Genomic DNA, 15,674 nt, shown 5'->3' with positions numbered 1-15,674 from the left:
GGCTGGTCCTTGCGTAACGGTTCGGCCCTTGGGGCCATGGAGAACGATGGTGGACAAGCGATGGATCAAGTGGAGTGGGTTGGGGGTTGTGCCGCTATGCTGGGGGCTGGCCGGGCCGGCCATGAGTCAGGAGGGGCGGGAGGCCGTCGGGGATGCCCCGGTCGATTCAGGTCCCGAGGTGACCGTGTTCGCGGATCGGGGCGTGCTCACGCCGAAGGGACAGTGGGTCATAGAACCGTCCTTGTCGTACGTCCACAGTAGTTCGCTGGATGTATCGATCGAGGGGTTCACCATCGTTCCGGCCCTGGCGATTGGCCTGATTGATGTCAGCGAGACAGAGCGCGACACGCTGACCGCGGCCGTAAGCTTCCGGTATGGCGTGACCGAGCGGCTCGAGGTGGGGATGAAGATCCCTTATGTCTACCGTGAGCAGCAGGTGCGCAGGCGCGACATCCTTGAGGCGACCGCACTGGAGCGCGTGACCGGCTCCACCGGGCAGGGACTGGGCGATATCGAATTCGGTCTTTCCTACCAGTTCAACATGGCGGATCGTGGCCGGCCGTTCTTTATCGGTAACCTCAAGGCCAAGAGCACAACCGGGAAGGGGCCCTTCGATGTAGCCCGCCGCGAGATTCTCGACGACGAGGGCAATCGCCTGGGCGAGATCTTCCTGGAGCAGCCCACGGGTTCCGGGTTCTGGAGCATCCAGCCCAGCGTGACGATGATCTATCCCACCGACCCGGCGGTCATCTTTGCCAATGTCAGCTATCTCTGGAATATCGAGCGCGATGTGGGTGATGGCTATGGCAAGGTCAATCCTGGCGATGCAGTCGGGATGAGCCTGGGGATGGCCATCAGTCTGAATGACCGCACCTCGATGAGCTTTGGCTATGACCACAGCACGGTATTCCGCACGCGGGTGGAAAACGATAGCGGACTCGAACCCGTGTTCGGGCGGCGCCAGGTCGGGACCGTACTGTGGGGGATCTCGCACCGGTTGACGGATCGCACCAGTGTCAACTTCTCCCTCGGGGTAGGGGCGACCGAGGCGGCCCCGGATGTCCAGGCAACCCTGCGGGTGCCGATCCGTTTCTGAGGGACATTGCCGTGGCGGGGGTGTCAGAAGCCTCCGCCGCGTTCGAGCATTTGCTGTTCCAGCGCCCGGCTGAGGTCGCCGCGTGGCATCTGCAAGTTGCCCAGCTCCAGCTGCAGGATGGTCTGGTGACGAATGTCCTGCCCGTCGAGTTCGTTCTGGATCGCGGTCACCCATCCCATGCCGGAGCTCCAGTTTTCCACGGGCATCGCGCCACCGGTCTGGATCACGACCGATCGCAGATCGCCGCCGGCCCGGCTGGCGCCGCTCGCGAGATCGCTCAGGGGGCGCAGCGTCGACTGATGGATCACCTCGCCGTTGAGGGACGTGATCTGTTCCAGTCCGAACGAGATCTCCAGGCCGTCGCGTCCGAAGAAACCGCCACGTTGGGCCTCCAGTACCGTGTCCGGCACCACGCGGTAGTCGTCGCTTGGGGGCAGGGCATCGAACGCTTGACCGGCCACCGGCCATGTCCAGCCCAGTACGATGACCAGGAGGACGCTGCAGCCAAAACGGTTCTTCGGGTTCATCTCGCGGGTCACCACTGCCCGGCGCGGGGCAGGTTCAGGGTAAAGCTCGCCAGATCGCTGCGCACGACGCCCGATTCGATCGGGGCCCGTGTGACGGCGGCCCAGGTTTCCGAGGCATTGAAGCGGTACCGGGCAAGGTCCACATCCTCGCGGATGATAAACAGGATGTCGTTGATCCAGACCCGCTGAAATTCGTTTCGGGTATAGCTGTTGACTCCCAGCGCCGGGTCGCCTACCAGCACATGGCCATCCTTGAGTCCCTTGATGACGACGAAATGCCGGTAGCCGCGGGTCTCGATCATTGCGATCGCCGGCACGCCAAGGTTCTCGAGGTCGTCGAGCCCGATGCGAAAGCCGTCGGCCGGGAGGCCCTGGTCGGCCTCCAGGTAGTGCTTCATGTCGAGCATGGAGAAGCCCTGCTCGCGTATCAGATCCTGGTCACCGTGCCGGAACATGCTGTCAAAGGTCTCGACCTCGGTGGTCGGTCGATCGTAATGGTAGGTCAGCAGAGTGGCGAGGGCCGCGGAGCCGCAACTGAAGTCGTATCGCTGTGGCACGATCGAGCGAAAGCGAAGGTCTTTCAGGCTTTCCACGGGCACATTCATGCTGCCGATTACGCCGGGAAACTGAGCCCCGCTGGCCCAGGCCGACAAGCCCGGAGCAAGCGCCAGTGTGGCTGCGATGATCAATGCAGGGAACCATCGGCGGGCTCGCATCGAGACTCCCTCAGGGATTGATCGTGATGTTCACGATCATGGATTCCTGTATGGCAACGTTGTTGCCGCTGTTCTGGATGACCGTGGAGATCCCGCGGGCGTTGTCAAAGGCCCCGGGCGCCACCAGATTCCTGCCAGTAGAGGAGTTCACGACCTGGTTGTTGGTCAGATCGATGCGCGAATGAATCTGGCCCAGCTGAATGTTGGTCACGCCCTGACGTGCCCGCTGTGCATCCAGGGTGGCCATGTCCACCACCTCGTATTCCCCGGCGCCAAATTCGAGGGAGGGGGGAGTGCTGGCAGGCGTCATGTCGGCGTGGGCCACGCCCGCAGCCAGCATCATGCCGATGGACAAAAAGGCGGCAGAACCGATGCCGCCGCGACGGGCTGACGGATTACACATGACCGGACCCTCTTGCATGGCAGGGAGAATGCGGCGGGGAAGACCCCCGCCGCATGCCGTTCCGACAACGTATGTCGGCTAGTTGCCCAGGTTCAGGTGCGCCTGCACCGAAACCTGCTGCTGGGTCAGGCTGTTGGCGCCACTGTTCTGTGACACCTGGGTAATCCCCGCCGGAGACACGAAGGAATCCGCCCCAATGCTGTTGGAGCTCATCTGAGACGCCTCGGGCGCAACGTCAACATGGTTCCCGGTCACGGTACCCGACAGCTCGTTCTGGCTGACCACGGCGTTCACCTGCAGCGTTGTGTTGAAGCTGTCGGTCGCGGTGCTGTTGCCGGAGTCCATGATGGCCAGGCTGTTGTCCGAGTTGTCGCTCTGGTCACGGGTCACCGAGGCGGTGGAGCCATTATTGGCGGCCGCGCTGTTGTCGTCCGCGTGGGCCATGCTGTTGTCGGAGTTGTCGTTACCCGAATCCGAGATGTTCAGACTGTTGTCGGAACTGTCGTTCCCGGAGTCCGAGATGTTGGTGCTGTTGTCGGAACTGTCATTCCCCGAGTCGGAGATGTTCAGGCTGTTGTCCGAGTTGTCGTTGCCCGAGTCCGAAACCATGGTGTTGCCGGACTCGGAGATGTTGGTGCTGTTGTCGGAGCTGTCGTTGCCGGAGTCGGCGATATTGAGGCTGTTATCCGAGCTGTCATTGCCCGAATCCGAAACCGTGGTGTTCCCGGAATCCGAGATCGAGGTGCTGTTGTCCGAGCTGTTCGACAGGTCGGAGTCGTTAATCGCCAACGCCTGGGAATACTCGTTCGCCGAGGCGCCGCCGCCGTCCGCCGAGGAGGTGGCGGTGGCGGTTTGATCACCGACTTCGCCGTCGGCGGTATTGGTCGGGTTGGCCAGGGCCAGGCCCGAGCTCAGGCCGAAGGCCAGGGCGACAGCGGAAGCAATCAGGGTCTTTTTGAAGTTCATGGTCAAGTCTCCATTGGCTAGCTAGCAATAGACGGTTGTCGTAGCCCCGGTGTACGAGGTACCGCGCTACGTAGCCATACCACTAGCAGGAGTCAGGCCAATACATGGAAACCTCGCAGGAACAGTGACTTGGAACGATTCGTGGAATGATGACGAGGCGCAAACTGCGCCAGTTGTGATACAGATCACTCGGCCACACTCTGAAAGAGTGAAGCTAACGCATTGAAATGATGAGCCTATCCCGCGCGATGCGGATGGATCATTGCGGAGACACTGCCGTGCATTACGTGGCAAGGAGTGTTCGAAGGCGGGTGAACCGGTGTCGTAGAGGCCGGGAGAGGCGTCGTGGGGTGTGACGCCTGGCCCCACGGGGTGGCACCTTGTTGCGCCGTGTTGGGGGTAGAATCATTACCCGCTGCACGACGCGTCTTGTCTCGTAAGGAAGGGGGCGCCCACGCGGACGTGGGACTACATCAGCGTTTCCTTAGCGTTCCAGGTACTGCAACTTGCCTTCCACGCCGTCCCACTCCTCGGCGTCGTCCGGCGGGTCCTTGCGCGCGGTGATCACCGGCCATGTACGCGAGAGTTCGGCGTTCAGCTCGATAAACTCCAGCTGATCCTCCGGGACGTCGTCCTCCGGCACAATCGCCTCGGCGGGACATTCCGGTTCGCAAAGCGTGCAGTCGATGCACTCGTCGGGGTCGATCGCAAGGAAATTCGGGCCTTCATGGAAGCAATCGACCGGGCAGACCTCGACGCAATCGGTGTACTTGCACTTGATGCAGTTATCGAGAACGACAAACGTCATTGGTTTCTCCCTGAAATCAGTAAATTGCGGTCCCGTTTGCCCGTGAAATCGCGAGCCTGGCTCCGCGCGGCCCCTGGGTCCGCATATGGGCTACATCGCGCATTGTAACGCCAGGCTGGGGCCGAGACACGTGAATCGGCGCTCAGGCGTTGCGGCTACCGTAAGTTACGACCGACTCGATGCGCTGGGCGCGCTCGAGGTCCATGCCATCGATCTCGGCCAGTTGCTGTGCATCCGTGTTCATTACGTCGCGCACGCTGCCGAACTGGCGCAGCAGATCGCGGGCCTGGTCGGGCTCCACACCCGGCAGGCCACTGACGATGAACTCTGCTGCTTCGCGGCGCTTTTCGGGCTTGGCGGGTCGCGCGGCCGGGTCGGGATCGACCTGGGCGTTCAGACCCAGCAGGTAGATCAGCATGCCGCTGGTGTCCTCGTCATTGGAGGGCAGTACGCTGATCCCGAGTGCGATCGTCAGGTGCGTAAGGGCGCGATGGATGTCCAGCGCCTGTTGATGAAAGCGCGGTTCGTACAGGTCGCCCTCGACCACGTAGATGACCTTGTCGTACTGCGCCTTCAGCTTGGCCGCGTTCTCCCACAGCGTCTGGTCCACGACGCTCAGGACCATGTCAGTGGCGGACTTGCGCTCGACGACGACTCCGTTGGGGAGCTCGTAGTCGCCTACATCGAGATCGGTGAACTCCAGCTCCACGCCCTCCAGGCGCTCCAGGCGCTGGATGATCTTGCCCTGTTCGCGGCGGTCCACGCGGATCGGAAGCTGCAGCTGGCTCATCGGGATACTCCATTGCGGTTGATCGGGCGAGTGTAGGGCCTGCGGGGTCTGCCCCCAAAAGGCCTGATCTTCCCCATGTCTCCCCGCCGTACGAAAACAGGAATGTCTCCTATACTCCGATGGGCATGCCATTCGATGCATGCCGGATATAACGAAAACAACAGGAGGGAGTGATGGCGATTCAGATCGCAATTGTCGGTCTTGGCCGTGTGGGAGGGCGTTTCCTGGAACTGCTGCTGGACAGCGACACGCCGGGGATGGAGATCTGCGCGGTATCCGAGCAGGGCGAAACCGATGGCCGCAAGCTGGCGCAGGCGCGGGGAATTCCGGTGGAATCGGTCGAACAGATCCTGGCCCGTGGTGACCAGGTGGATGTGGTCTACGACCTGACGGGACGCGCCGAGGTGCGCCAGCGCCTGCGCGAAGGGATGCAGAAAGACGGGAATCGCCATACGGTGGTGGCGCCCGAGGTCATGGCGCATCTGACGTGGTCGTTGTTGACGCACGAAGCCCCGCCAGACGTTCACGCCAATATGGGCTACTGAAGCAGACAAACCAGGCGGCCGGGGCCGGGCTCCGGCCGCCTGGTCTTCATGCGCGAATCAGTTGGCAACCGAGCCGGTACGCGGGCTGTCCTTGACGACCACCGGGCACGGCTCGAGGGGTTCCGGAAGATGCAGCCCGAATCCCTGGGCATAGTCCACGCCAACCAGCCGCAGGGAGTCCAGCATGCTCTCGTGCGAGACACACTCCGCGATGGTCTGGACTCCGATCACGCGTCCAATGTGGTGAATGCTTTCGACCATCGCTCGGCTGATGCGGTCGTCCGCCATGTTGCGTACGAAGCTGCCATCGATCTTCAGGTAGTCAATCTTCAGTGTCTTGAGGTAGCCGAACGAGGCCATCCCCGTGCCGAAGTCATCCAGGGAGAACTGGCAGCCCAGGCCGCGCAGTACGCGAATAAAACGGCTGGCCTGGCTCAGGTTGGCGATGGCAGCGGTCTCCGTGATCTCGAAACAGATACGGCCGGGATCGACGCCGCTTTGCTCGAGCTGTTCGACGATGTAGTCCAGCATGCCGCGGTCGCACAGGGAGTGCCCGGACAGGTTGACGGCAAAGTGACCCTCGGTATCGGTGTCGTTGGCGACGTGCTTCAGCACCCGTTTGATGACCCAGCGGTCGATCGCAGGCATTTGCCCGTAGCGTTCGGCGGCGGGAATGAAGGTGGCCGGCAGTACCACCGTGCCATCGTCTTCGACCATGCGCAGCAGGATCTCGGTATGCGCGGGATCGTCGCTGGAAACGGGGACGATTCTTTGTCCATGCAGCCAGAAACGATTGTGCTGCAGCGCATAGGTGATGCGCTGGACACAGTTCATTTCGCCCTGACAATGCGACAGCTCGGTGTCGCCAGCGCGCGAGACGTGGATACGATTGCGTCCCTGCTCCTTGGCCAGATAACAGGCGGCGTCGGCTTCGCTCATGTACTGCGCGGTATCCTTGGTGTGTCCGAATACCGGGACCACGCCAATGCTGATACCTACGCGAAAGATGCGTCCCTGCCATTCGAAGCGGTAGCTGTCGACCGTCGCGCGCAGGTTTTCCGCGATGCGTTCCGCCTGTACGAGCGGGCAGTTCGACAGCAGCACGCCGAACTCGTCGCCCCCGAGGCGGGCCAGGGTGTCGCTCTCGCGGAGCTGGCTGTGTAGCTGCGAGGTCAACTGGCACAACAGGTCGTCGCCGGCCCCGTGCCCGCAGGTATCGTTCACCAGCTTGAACTGGTCCAGGTCCATGTAGAGCAGGGCGTGCTCGCGGTTTTCCTGGTGGGCCGTGGCCACCAGCTGGGCGAGGCGGCGTTCGAACTCCGCGCGGTTGGCCAGCGAGGTCAGGCAGTCGTGGGTGGCGGCCCAGGACAGTTCGCGCGCCATCTCGCGGGCCCGGGAAACATCGCGGAACACCAGGGCCGCACCAATGGTGGTGCCATCGCGGTCACGGATGGGGGCCGAGACCTCCTCGATCGCATGCTCGCGCCCCTCAGTCGAGATCAGGATGGCCTCCTGATCGAGCGTGCATGCCGTGCCGTCCGGCAGGCGTTCGGTCAAAGGATGATGGAGCCGTTCGCCAGTGGACTCGCGGATGATGTGAAAAACGCGTGAAAGCGGCTGACCGCGAGCGGCTTCCTGGTCCCAGCCCGTCAGGTGTTCGGCGACCGGGTTGAGGTAGTCGATCCGGCCCTCCAGATCCGTGGTGATCACGCCGTCACCAATGGCGTGCAGCGTGACCTGGGCGCGCTCTTTCTCCTCGAACAGGGCCGATTCGATTCGCCGCGTATGCCGCAGCACGCCCAGGGTAATCAGCATCCCCATCAGTAGCGCGGCGCCACCGAGCACCAGCTTCAGGACGACCGCGGTACGATACTGCCGTGCCGTATCACGCACAGCGGCCACACTGGCCTCCTTCTGCAACCCGATCATCGCGTCCAGGTGCTCGAGCACCCGTCCCTGTTTCGGGATGGCCTCCGCGAGCAGCCAGTTCGTGGCTTCTTCCGTCTGGCCTTCCAGAATGAGGTCGAGCACGCGCTCCTGGACCTCGACTGCGCGTTCGGTCAGCCCGCGGGACTCGTCGAGCAGTCTCTGTTCTTCCGCGGTCATCGGCATGGCATCCAGTTGCTGGCGGTTGACCATGAAATCCGATGCGTGGCCGCGAAACGTCATGATCCCCTCGTCGAGATCGAAGGGGTCGGTGGTGATCGACAACTGGAGCAGGGTGACCGACCGTTCGCGCGCCGCATTGCGCATGTTGCCGAGCAGCTCGGTCTTGACGTTGTGTTCGTGCACGATCAGTTCGAGACGGTCGTGCACCTGCGCCATGCGGTTCAGCCCCAGGGCGATCATCACCGTCATCAGGACCAGCACAACCGTGAACCCGAGCCCGATCACCCAGGTTGAGCGTGTGTGCGGCGTCGGAGTATGGCCACTGCCTGGCCCCGACGCCGTGCCAATACGGAATCTCCCTGTCACGCTGACTCCCTGCGTCGCGAGGGGATTCGGCCAATAGGGCGTTCCCCTTCGTTATTGCGCCCGCCAATGTAAAACAGGCGTTATGTACCTGATTCAATGGGAACGTTAGCCTTGTGTCAAACAGCGAATGCTAATGCATATTTGAACTGCGCTCGGCTGGGTCGGTTTCAGGCCTTTAGTTGAGAATGGATGGTGGCATTGAATTCCTGAATGGTCAGTGCCGGCGAATGCAGCCACCCCTGATACAAGTCGCAGCCTTCCCGCTGCAGGAAGGCGAGATGCTCGGCCGTCTCCACGCCCTCCGCCACGAGATTCAGGTGCAGGCTGTCACCCAGGCTCATCACCGAGCGCAGGATCATCTCGGCGTCGCGGTCGCGGCCGATGTCGGCAATGAACGAGCGGTCGATCTTGATCTTGTCGATCGGCAATGACTTGAGATAGGCGAGGGAGGAATACCCCGTACCAAAATCATCCAGCGACACGCGTACGCCCAGCGCCTTGAGGCCGGAGAGGTGCTCGCGAGCCAGGCCGACATCGGCCATGGCCACCGTTTCGGTGACCTCAATCTCCAGTCGTTCGGGCGCTGCGGAGGTCTCCCTCAGGGTCTGCCGTAGCTGGTCGACGAAATCCAGCTGGCGGAACTGAAGCGCCGAGATGTTGATGGACAGGGACAAATCGGCGCCCTGGCGTTCCCAGCTGGCCAGTTGCTGGCACGCATGCCGAATCACCCATGCGCCGAGCGGCAGGATCAGACCGCTGGCCTCGGCGCTGGGAATAAAGCTGGACGGCGCCACGGAGCCCAATTCCGGGTCGTCCCAGCGCAGCAGGGCTTCAGCGCCGACAACGGCTCCGGTGTGAACGTCGATTACCGGCTGGAAGTGCAGTGCCAGCTGGTCATTTTCCAGCGCGCGCTTCAGGCGTTCCTGGAGTTGCTGTTCCGCGCGTACCTGGTCATCGAGATGCGCGGAATAAAAGGCGTAAGTATTGCGGCCGGTGCGCTTGGCTTCGTACATGGCCATGTCGGCGTAACGGACCAGCGTGTGTTCATCGCGCGCGTCCTCGGGGAACAACGCAATCCCGATGCTGGCACTCGAGGTGAACTGGCGGGCCGGCCCCGTGTGAAACGGCCGGTCAAACAGCTCCAGGATCTGCTGGGCCAGCTCTCCGATCCGCAGGCTGTCCGAAACGTCCGGGAGCAGGATCATGAACTCGTCGCCGCCAAATCGTCCGATAGTGGCATCGGCGCCAACGACGTCTTTCAGGCGCTGTGCAACCTCCCGCAGCAGTTCGTCGCCCTCGTGGTGGCCGAAGGTGTCGTTGATCATCTTGAAGTGATCCAGATCAAGCAGCATCACCGCGATCCGGTGGTGGTGACGGTTGGCATGGGCAATGCCCTGGGTGAGCCGGTCGTGCAGGAGCCAGCGGTTGGGCAGGCCGGTCAGGCTGTCGTGGGTCGCCTGGTGCTGGATGCGCGCTTCTCGGCGCTGACGGTCCGTGACGTCGCGAATAAAGGCCGTGATTCGATAGCCGTCCTCGTCCTCAAGGGCGTTGAGACTGATGTCGACCGGAATTTCCGAGCCGTCGAGCCGGCGCCCGCGCAGATCGGGTACCTCGCCCATGGTGCGTTCCGAGACGTTGTCGCCCTGCCGTTCGCGCATCGAACGATGATGTTCGCGCAGGCGCTCGGGAACCAGCGTCTCCACGGATTCGCCGATCAGGTGCCGGCGCGGGTAGCCAAACAGGCGCTCAATGTTGCGGTTCGCCATCAGGATGGTCCCGTTCGCGTCGGTGACCAGCACCCCGTCCGGGGCCGTGTCGATCAGTTGTTCATAACGTTTTTGGCGCAGTTCGACATCCTGATGGGCGGCTCTTAGCTGCTCCATGGGTGTGCGTACGCTTGCGATGAATACGCCCCAGTAGATCAGCGCGTAGCCCGCCACCTTGTAGACGTGGCCGAGCACGAAGAAGCCGTCGGACAGGCTGCCGTAGAGGGTGAAGAACACCTCGCTCGACATCAGGATCATGAGTGCGGCGGCCACCAGGGGCATGCCCGGGCGTTGCAGCAACTGTGGCCGCAGCAGGAGGATGAGCAGCGTTGCGGCATGCAGTGCGACCACCACGCCTTCCAGGGCGATCTTCACGGGTGTCAGCCCCTCGCCCGGGATGAACAGCGCCGGGATGCGGTGCTCGTGCCAGAGCCCAATCCACGCGAGGAATGCGACCAGGACCAGGGCTCCGGCCAGAAATGTCATAGGGGCCGGTTCGCGATTGCGTGCTATCAGCGGCAAGGCGACATATAACAGAAGCGCCAGGGCGGCAATGAGCCGGGCGGCGAGCCAGAAGAAGATCGTCTGCTGAGAAGAATTTCGGGTAATGAAATCCGGCATCTGCGGATAGGTCATCAGATGCAGGAAATCGAGCAAACCCACTGCGAGGAAGCCGGTGGCGAGGATCAGAGTGGCCAGCACCCGTCGCCGGTCGCGCACATGATAGGCCACCGCGAACACCCCGATCGCCACCACCACCGCGAACAGCTCGGTGGCTGTGTGGAACGCTGTCATGTGTTCCAGCGGAACCAGCGGCGGGACGGGGATCCCGGCCATCCACAGAAACACGGGCAGCATGAACAGGGCCAGCAATGCCAGCCAGGCCAGTGGCGTATGACGCACTGGCCATGAGCGGGGGAACGTTCTCATCCGGCCGCCATGCATCCACGTGCCCGCGAACGAGCTTGGCGATCTGCCATGCCGTTGGTGACCAGACCACGCGTGGCCCGGACGAACTCCTTCATCGTGCCCCTCCAGAGTCGGCAACGGACGATCAATTTGCTGGGTGTATGCCGTTGCCGCGAAGCACGCGCGTTTGACCCTTGGGCGAAATGGACGCATCTCTCGATGGTGCAGGCCGCCCGGCCTTCCCTGGCGCGATTATTCTTATATTCTTGGTAATATACGACAGTAATTAGAACAGGGGGTAGAGATCTTTAGTGTCGCGGTAGGATTTATCGGCGGAATAAGCTTGCTTTCGTGTCCCGAGCCCGTATAGTGGCCCCATCGAACGCCCCGCCCGTCAGCGTCCGTTCACCGATCCGGAACCTTTTCGGTTCCCGTCCCCCCGATTTCGTCATACCCCGATGGGCGCCCCTCGAGTACGAGTGGCGGGTAGCCGTTGGAGTATTGCATGTCTTCCGTTTCTTCCTTTGCCGACCTTGGGTTGGCCGAACCCCTTATGCGCGCGCTGGACCAGGCCGGTTACAAAACGCCGACCCCGATCCAGACCCAGGCAATTCCCGAAGTCCTGAAAGGCGGGGATCTGCTGGCCGCTGCGCAGACCGGGACCGGCAAGACCGCCGGTTTTACGCTGCCGATCCTGCAGCGACTGACTACCGGGCAAGCGCCCGAGCGCAAGCCAGGGCGTCCGCGGGCACTCATCCTGACGCCGACGCGCGAGTTGGCTGCACAGGTCCACGATTCCGTTCGTACCTACGGTCGCCACCTGTCGTTGAAGTCGATGACCATCTTCGGCGGGGTGAACATGAACCCGCAGATCAAAGCACTGCGGGGCCCGATGGATATCGTCGTGGCCACCCCGGGTCGTCTGCTGGACCATGCTGGCCAGAAGACGATCGACCTCTCCGGCGTGGAGATCCTAGTGCTGGACGAGGCCGATCGAATGCTGGATATGGGCTTCATCCGCGATATTCGCCGGCTGATTGCCCTGATGCCCAAGCAGCGCCAGAACCTGATGTTCTCGGCGACCTTCTCCGGCGAGATCCGTTCTCTGGCCTCGAGCCTGCTGAACAAGCCGGCAGAGGTCGACGTAGCGCCGCGCAACACCGCTGCCGAGACGGTGCAGCAGACGGTGCATTTGGTGGAGACCAGCCGCAAGCGCGAACTGCTGAGCCACCTGATTCGCAGCAACGACTGGGGCCAGGTGCTGGTGTTCACCCGCACCAAGCACGGAGCCAACCGCCTGGCACAGAAGCTGACGCAGGACGGTGTGCCGTCCGAGGCCATCCATGGCAACAAGAGCCAGGCGGCGCGTACCCGGGCACTCAAGCAGTTCAAGACCGGGGCCGTGCCGGTGCTGGTCGCCACCGATATTGCGGCCCGAGGGCTGGACATCGACCAGTTGCCGCAGGTGGTCAACTTCGAACTGCCGAATGTGCCGGAAGATTATGTCCACCGCATCGGGCGTACCGGTCGTGCCGGGTCCGTTGGTGCCGCACTGTCGCTGGTGGATGGCGAAGAGATGAAGCTCCTGAAGGGCATCGAACGCCTGATTCAGCGCCCGATCGATCGGATCGAAACCGAGGGTTTCGCGGCCCCGAAGCCGGCGGCCAACGATGGCAATGGTCATCGCCGTGGCGGCAAGCCGGGTGGCGGCGCACGCAATGGCAAGCCGCGCCAGGGCCGTGGGGCCAAGCCCGGCGGCAATCGCGGTGGTGGCCAGGGCCGTGCGGCGCAGGGCAATCGGGCTGCACGCAGCCGCTAGATTCCTCGCCGTTCTGACCGAATCCGCCCGCGTCTCCCATGGGGACGCGGTTTTTTTTGTGTCTGTAAACCTGTGTACTGAACTTGATCCGGATCACCTGCTCTTGGCGTCGCCCACGCGAAGATGGGCGCGCTATAAAGTACCGGCCAGCCCGGCCGTTATAGCGGGGAAAGGAGGAACCCCATGAACCGGCTTCTGAAGATCGGCGGACTGCGCCTCAAGCTCGTGATCCTTGTGATCCTTGTCAGCACCATCCCGCTTTCCATCATGGGCGGGGTAACCTTCCACGTGATGAAGGGCGATCTGGCAGCGGGCGTTGACGCCGCATTGGTGGACCAGCTGTGGTGGCTGCTCTGGGGCTTGTGGGTGGTGGCCTTTCTGGTCGCCTTGGCGATCGGCTGGTTCGCGGCCACGATGCTGGTTCGGCCCCTGGAGCGACTGGCTACGGGGCTGGAGGCAATCGCTTCGGGACAGGCGGATCTCGGCCATCGTGTCGAGATCACCACCGATGACGAAATCGGGCGTACCAGCACCGCGTTCAATGCGGTCATGGAGCGGTTGTCGGGCCTGATCACGCAGGTGGCGGATGCGGCTGACGGGATCGCCGCCTCGGCGCGCCAGCTGGAAGGCCGCAGCAACGAGTTGAGTCGCGCGACCAACGATCAGCGCTCCGATGTCGAGCAGGTGGTCACCGCGATGAACCAGATGTCGGCGACCGTGCAGGAGGTGGCCAACAACACCCAGAGCACGGCGGAAAGCGCCGGCCAGGCCACCCGCGCGGCCGAGGGTGGACGCAATGTAGTGCAGGCGACCCAGGGGTCGATCAATGCGCTGGCCAGCGAGATTCGCAAGGCCAGCACCGTCATCGACGAGCTGAAGGGCGACTCCGACAATATCGGGTCCATCCTCGAGGTCATCGAGGAGATCGCCGAGAAAACCAACCTGCTGGCCCTCAACGCCGCGATTGAGGCGGCCCGGGCCGGCGAGGCGGGCCGCGGCTTTGCCGTGGTCGCCGACGAGGTGCGCCACCTGGCCCAGCGCACCAACGATTCCACCGGCGAGATCCGCGAGATCATCCAGCGCCTGCAGGGTGCGGCCGGCAAGGCCGTGCAGGCGATGGAGGTCAGTCAACAGCAGGCCGAGTCTTCAGTCAGCAAGGCCGGCGAGGCGGAGGAGACGCTGGGATACATCCACGACTCCGTCACCACCATCGACGACATGACGCGCCAGGTCGCTTCGGCCACGGAGCAGCAGAGCCAGGTCGCCGAGGAGATTAACCGCAACATCCACCACATCAACGACATCGCGGTACGCAGTGCCGATGGCGCCCGCGAGATGCAGGAGGCCGTCGAGGCCCTGGAAGGCCTCGCCGAACGCCTGCAGGCCGAGGTAGCCGGCTTCCGCCAGCAACGCGCCTGATCTGGTTGCGGTCAGATCTGGTATACGGTCTGTCGCGTAGGGTGCCGTTGAGCGCAGCGAAACGCACCGTTCCAACGGCGGGGCTAACCCTGATGCGATTCGCTGCGCTCATCCGCATCGTACGGTGGGGTCTGGCGCCCGCTGGCGAGACAGCGCAGGCAGGCGGCGGACCGAAGCCACCGTAAACTCCAATGCGGCACCAGGCCCAGCCAAAACGAAGCAAGCAAGAGCCGGAGCGCTGGAGCCTGCTAGAAACAGCTAGCCAGCCCCAAGCTCACGCGCGGTCGCCGCATTCCAGCCGACGTACACGTCGTCGCCACGCTCGACGACCGGGCGCTTGATCAGCGTCGGATGTTCGAGCATCAGGGCGATCGCGCGCTCCTGGTCGATGGCCTCGCGCGCATCCTCGGGGAGCTGGCGCCAGGTGGTACCGCGCTGGTTGACGAGGGTGTCCCAGCCGACGGCATCCAGCCAGCGGCGCAACTGCGCCTCCTTGAGTCCGTCCTTGCGAAAGTCAACAAAGCGGAACTCCACGCCGGCCGCATCCAGCGCCCGGCGTGCCTTGCGCACGGTGTCGCAGTTGGCGATCCCGTAGAGGACGAGATCAGACATCGCGCAGCAGGGCGTTCAGGCCGACCTTGGCCTTGGTCTTCTCGTCCACGCGCTTCACGATCACCGCACAGTACAGCGAGTACTTGCCGTCTTTCGAGGGCAGGTTACCCGGTACCACCACTGCGCCGGCCGGCACGCGGCCGAACAGGATCTCGTCGTTCTCGCGGTCGTAGATGCGGGTCGACTGGCCGAGATACACGCCCATGGAGATCACCGCGCCTTCCTCGACGATCACGCCCTCGACCACCTCGGAGCGCGCACCGATAAAGCAGTTGTCCTCGATGATGGTGGGCGCGGCCTGCAGTGGCTCCAGCACCCCGCCGATACCGACGCCGCCGGACAGATGTACGTTCTTGCCAATCTGGGCGCAGGAGCCGACGGTCGCCCAGGTGTCCACCATGGTGCCTTCGTCAACGTAGGCGCCAATGTTCACGTAGGAGGGCATCAGCACCACGTTGGGGGCGATGTAGCTGCCGCGGCGGGCGGTAGCGGGCGGCACCACGCGCACGCCGCCTTCGCGAAAGTCACGGCTGGAGGTGTCGGCGTACTTGGACGGCACCTTGTCGTAGTAGTTGGTGAAGCCGCCCTTGATGAATTCGTTCTCGGCAATGCGGAACGACAGCAGAACAGCCTTCTTCAGCCATTCGTTGACCACCCAGTCGCCGCCCTTCTTCTGGGCGACACGCTCCTGGCCGCTGTCCAGCATCTCCATGGCTTCGTTCACGGCGTCACGGACGTTGGTTTCCACGTTGCGCGGGTTGATCTCGGCGCGGTGTTCGAAGGCGGTTTCGATGATGCTTTTGATATCCGACATGAAATGTCC

General features: G+C 63.1%; 14 protein-coding genes. 4 read left to right on the top strand and 10 right to left on the bottom strand.

The genetic code is table 11. The annotated features are described in order from the left end of the window. The first annotated feature begins 46 nt into the window (after positions 1-46). Entirely contained in the window at positions 47-1,096 is a 1,050-nt protein-coding gene (locus F623_RS0110890; RefSeq protein WP_018868561.1) for a transporter, read from the top strand. Between the two features lie 23 nt (positions 1,097-1,119). Here F623_RS0110890 and F623_RS0110885 read toward each other — a convergent pair whose 3' ends face one another. The 6 genes from F623_RS0110885 to F623_RS0110860 form a co-directional block, all read right to left on the bottom strand. Further along, on the bottom strand, positions 1,120-1,623 hold the full coding sequence (locus F623_RS0110885; protein WP_026279385.1) for a hypothetical protein: 504 nt from the start codon (positions 1,621-1,623) through the stop codon (positions 1,120-1,122). 8 nt (positions 1,624-1,631) lie between these two features. Beyond that, on the bottom strand, positions 1,632-2,339 hold the full coding sequence (locus tag F623_RS0110880) for a C39 family peptidase (protein ID WP_026279384.1): 708 nt from the start codon (positions 2,337-2,339) through the stop codon (positions 1,632-1,634). Between the two features lie 10 nt (positions 2,340-2,349). Further along, the gene (locus tag F623_RS0110875) at positions 2,350-2,682 is read right to left on the bottom strand and encodes a hypothetical protein (RefSeq protein WP_026279383.1); all 333 of its coding nucleotides are present in this window, start codon (positions 2,680-2,682) and stop codon (positions 2,350-2,352) included. A 138-nt stretch (positions 2,683-2,820) separates the two neighbouring features. After that, the gene (locus F623_RS0110870; RefSeq protein WP_018861603.1) at positions 2,821-3,708 is read right to left on the bottom strand and encodes a hypothetical protein; all 888 of its coding nucleotides are present in this window, start codon (positions 3,706-3,708) and stop codon (positions 2,821-2,823) included. A 484-nt stretch (positions 3,709-4,192) separates the two neighbouring features. Next, positions 4,193-4,516: a ferredoxin FdxA gene (gene fdxA, locus F623_RS0110865; RefSeq protein ID WP_018861602.1), complete on the bottom strand. Its 324-nt coding sequence runs from the start codon at positions 4,514-4,516 to the stop codon at positions 4,193-4,195. A 142-nt stretch (positions 4,517-4,658) separates the two neighbouring features. Continuing rightward, positions 4,659-5,306 carry an ERCC4 domain-containing protein gene (locus F623_RS0110860; RefSeq protein ID WP_018861601.1) on the bottom strand — a complete coding sequence of 216 codons (648 nt, stop codon included), beginning with the start codon at positions 5,304-5,306 and terminating at the stop codon, positions 4,659-4,661. Positions 5,307-5,479: 173 nt separating this feature from the next. Between F623_RS0110860 and F623_RS0110855 the strand changes: the two genes are divergently transcribed. Then, positions 5,480-5,851 (top strand): hypothetical protein, encoded by a 372-nt coding sequence (locus tag F623_RS0110855; protein ID WP_018861600.1) that lies wholly within the window; start codon positions 5,480-5,482, stop codon positions 5,849-5,851. 57 nt (positions 5,852-5,908) lie between these two features. Here F623_RS0110855 and F623_RS0110850 read toward each other — a convergent pair whose 3' ends face one another. Beyond that, complete coding sequence (locus tag F623_RS0110850) at positions 5,909-8,245, bottom strand: EAL domain-containing protein (RefSeq protein WP_018861599.1); 2,337 nt, start codon at positions 8,243-8,245, stop codon at positions 5,909-5,911. Between the two features lie 248 nt (positions 8,246-8,493). Beyond that, positions 8,494-11,022, bottom strand: coding sequence for an EAL domain-containing protein (locus F623_RS0110845; RefSeq protein WP_026279382.1), 2,529 nt, complete (start codon positions 11,020-11,022; stop codon positions 8,494-8,496). A 532-nt stretch (positions 11,023-11,554) separates the two neighbouring features. Between F623_RS0110845 and F623_RS0110840 the strand changes: the two genes are divergently transcribed. Continuing rightward, positions 11,555-12,820 carry a DEAD/DEAH box helicase gene (locus tag F623_RS0110840; protein ID WP_018868556.1) on the top strand — a complete coding sequence of 422 codons (1,266 nt, stop codon included), beginning with the start codon at positions 11,555-11,557 and terminating at the stop codon, positions 12,818-12,820. A gap of 183 nt (positions 12,821-13,003) precedes the next feature. Continuing rightward, on the top strand, positions 13,004-14,239 hold the full coding sequence (locus F623_RS0110835) for a methyl-accepting chemotaxis protein (protein WP_018868555.1): 1,236 nt from the start codon (positions 13,004-13,006) through the stop codon (positions 14,237-14,239). Positions 14,240-14,497: 258 nt separating this feature from the next. Here F623_RS0110835 and F623_RS0110830 read toward each other — a convergent pair whose 3' ends face one another. Further along, on the bottom strand, positions 14,498-14,851 hold the full coding sequence (locus F623_RS0110830; protein ID WP_018868554.1) for an ArsC family reductase: 354 nt from the start codon (positions 14,849-14,851) through the stop codon (positions 14,498-14,500). After that, positions 14,844-15,665 carry a 2,3,4,5-tetrahydropyridine-2,6-dicarboxylate N-succinyltransferase gene (dapD, locus tag F623_RS0110825; RefSeq protein ID WP_018861594.1) on the bottom strand — a complete coding sequence of 274 codons (822 nt, stop codon included), beginning with the start codon at positions 15,663-15,665 and terminating at the stop codon, positions 14,844-14,846. The genes F623_RS0110830 and dapD overlap by 8 nt, the downstream gene beginning before the upstream one ends. Positions 15,666-15,674: the final 9 nt, after the last annotated feature.

It is taken from the genome of Thioalkalivibrio sp. ALD1, assembly GCF_000381245.1.
In the GTDB taxonomy this organism is placed as follows: Bacteria; Pseudomonadota; Gammaproteobacteria; order Ectothiorhodospirales; family Ectothiorhodospiraceae; genus Thioalkalivibrio.
This window is presented reverse-complemented; position numbering and strand designations above follow the sequence as displayed.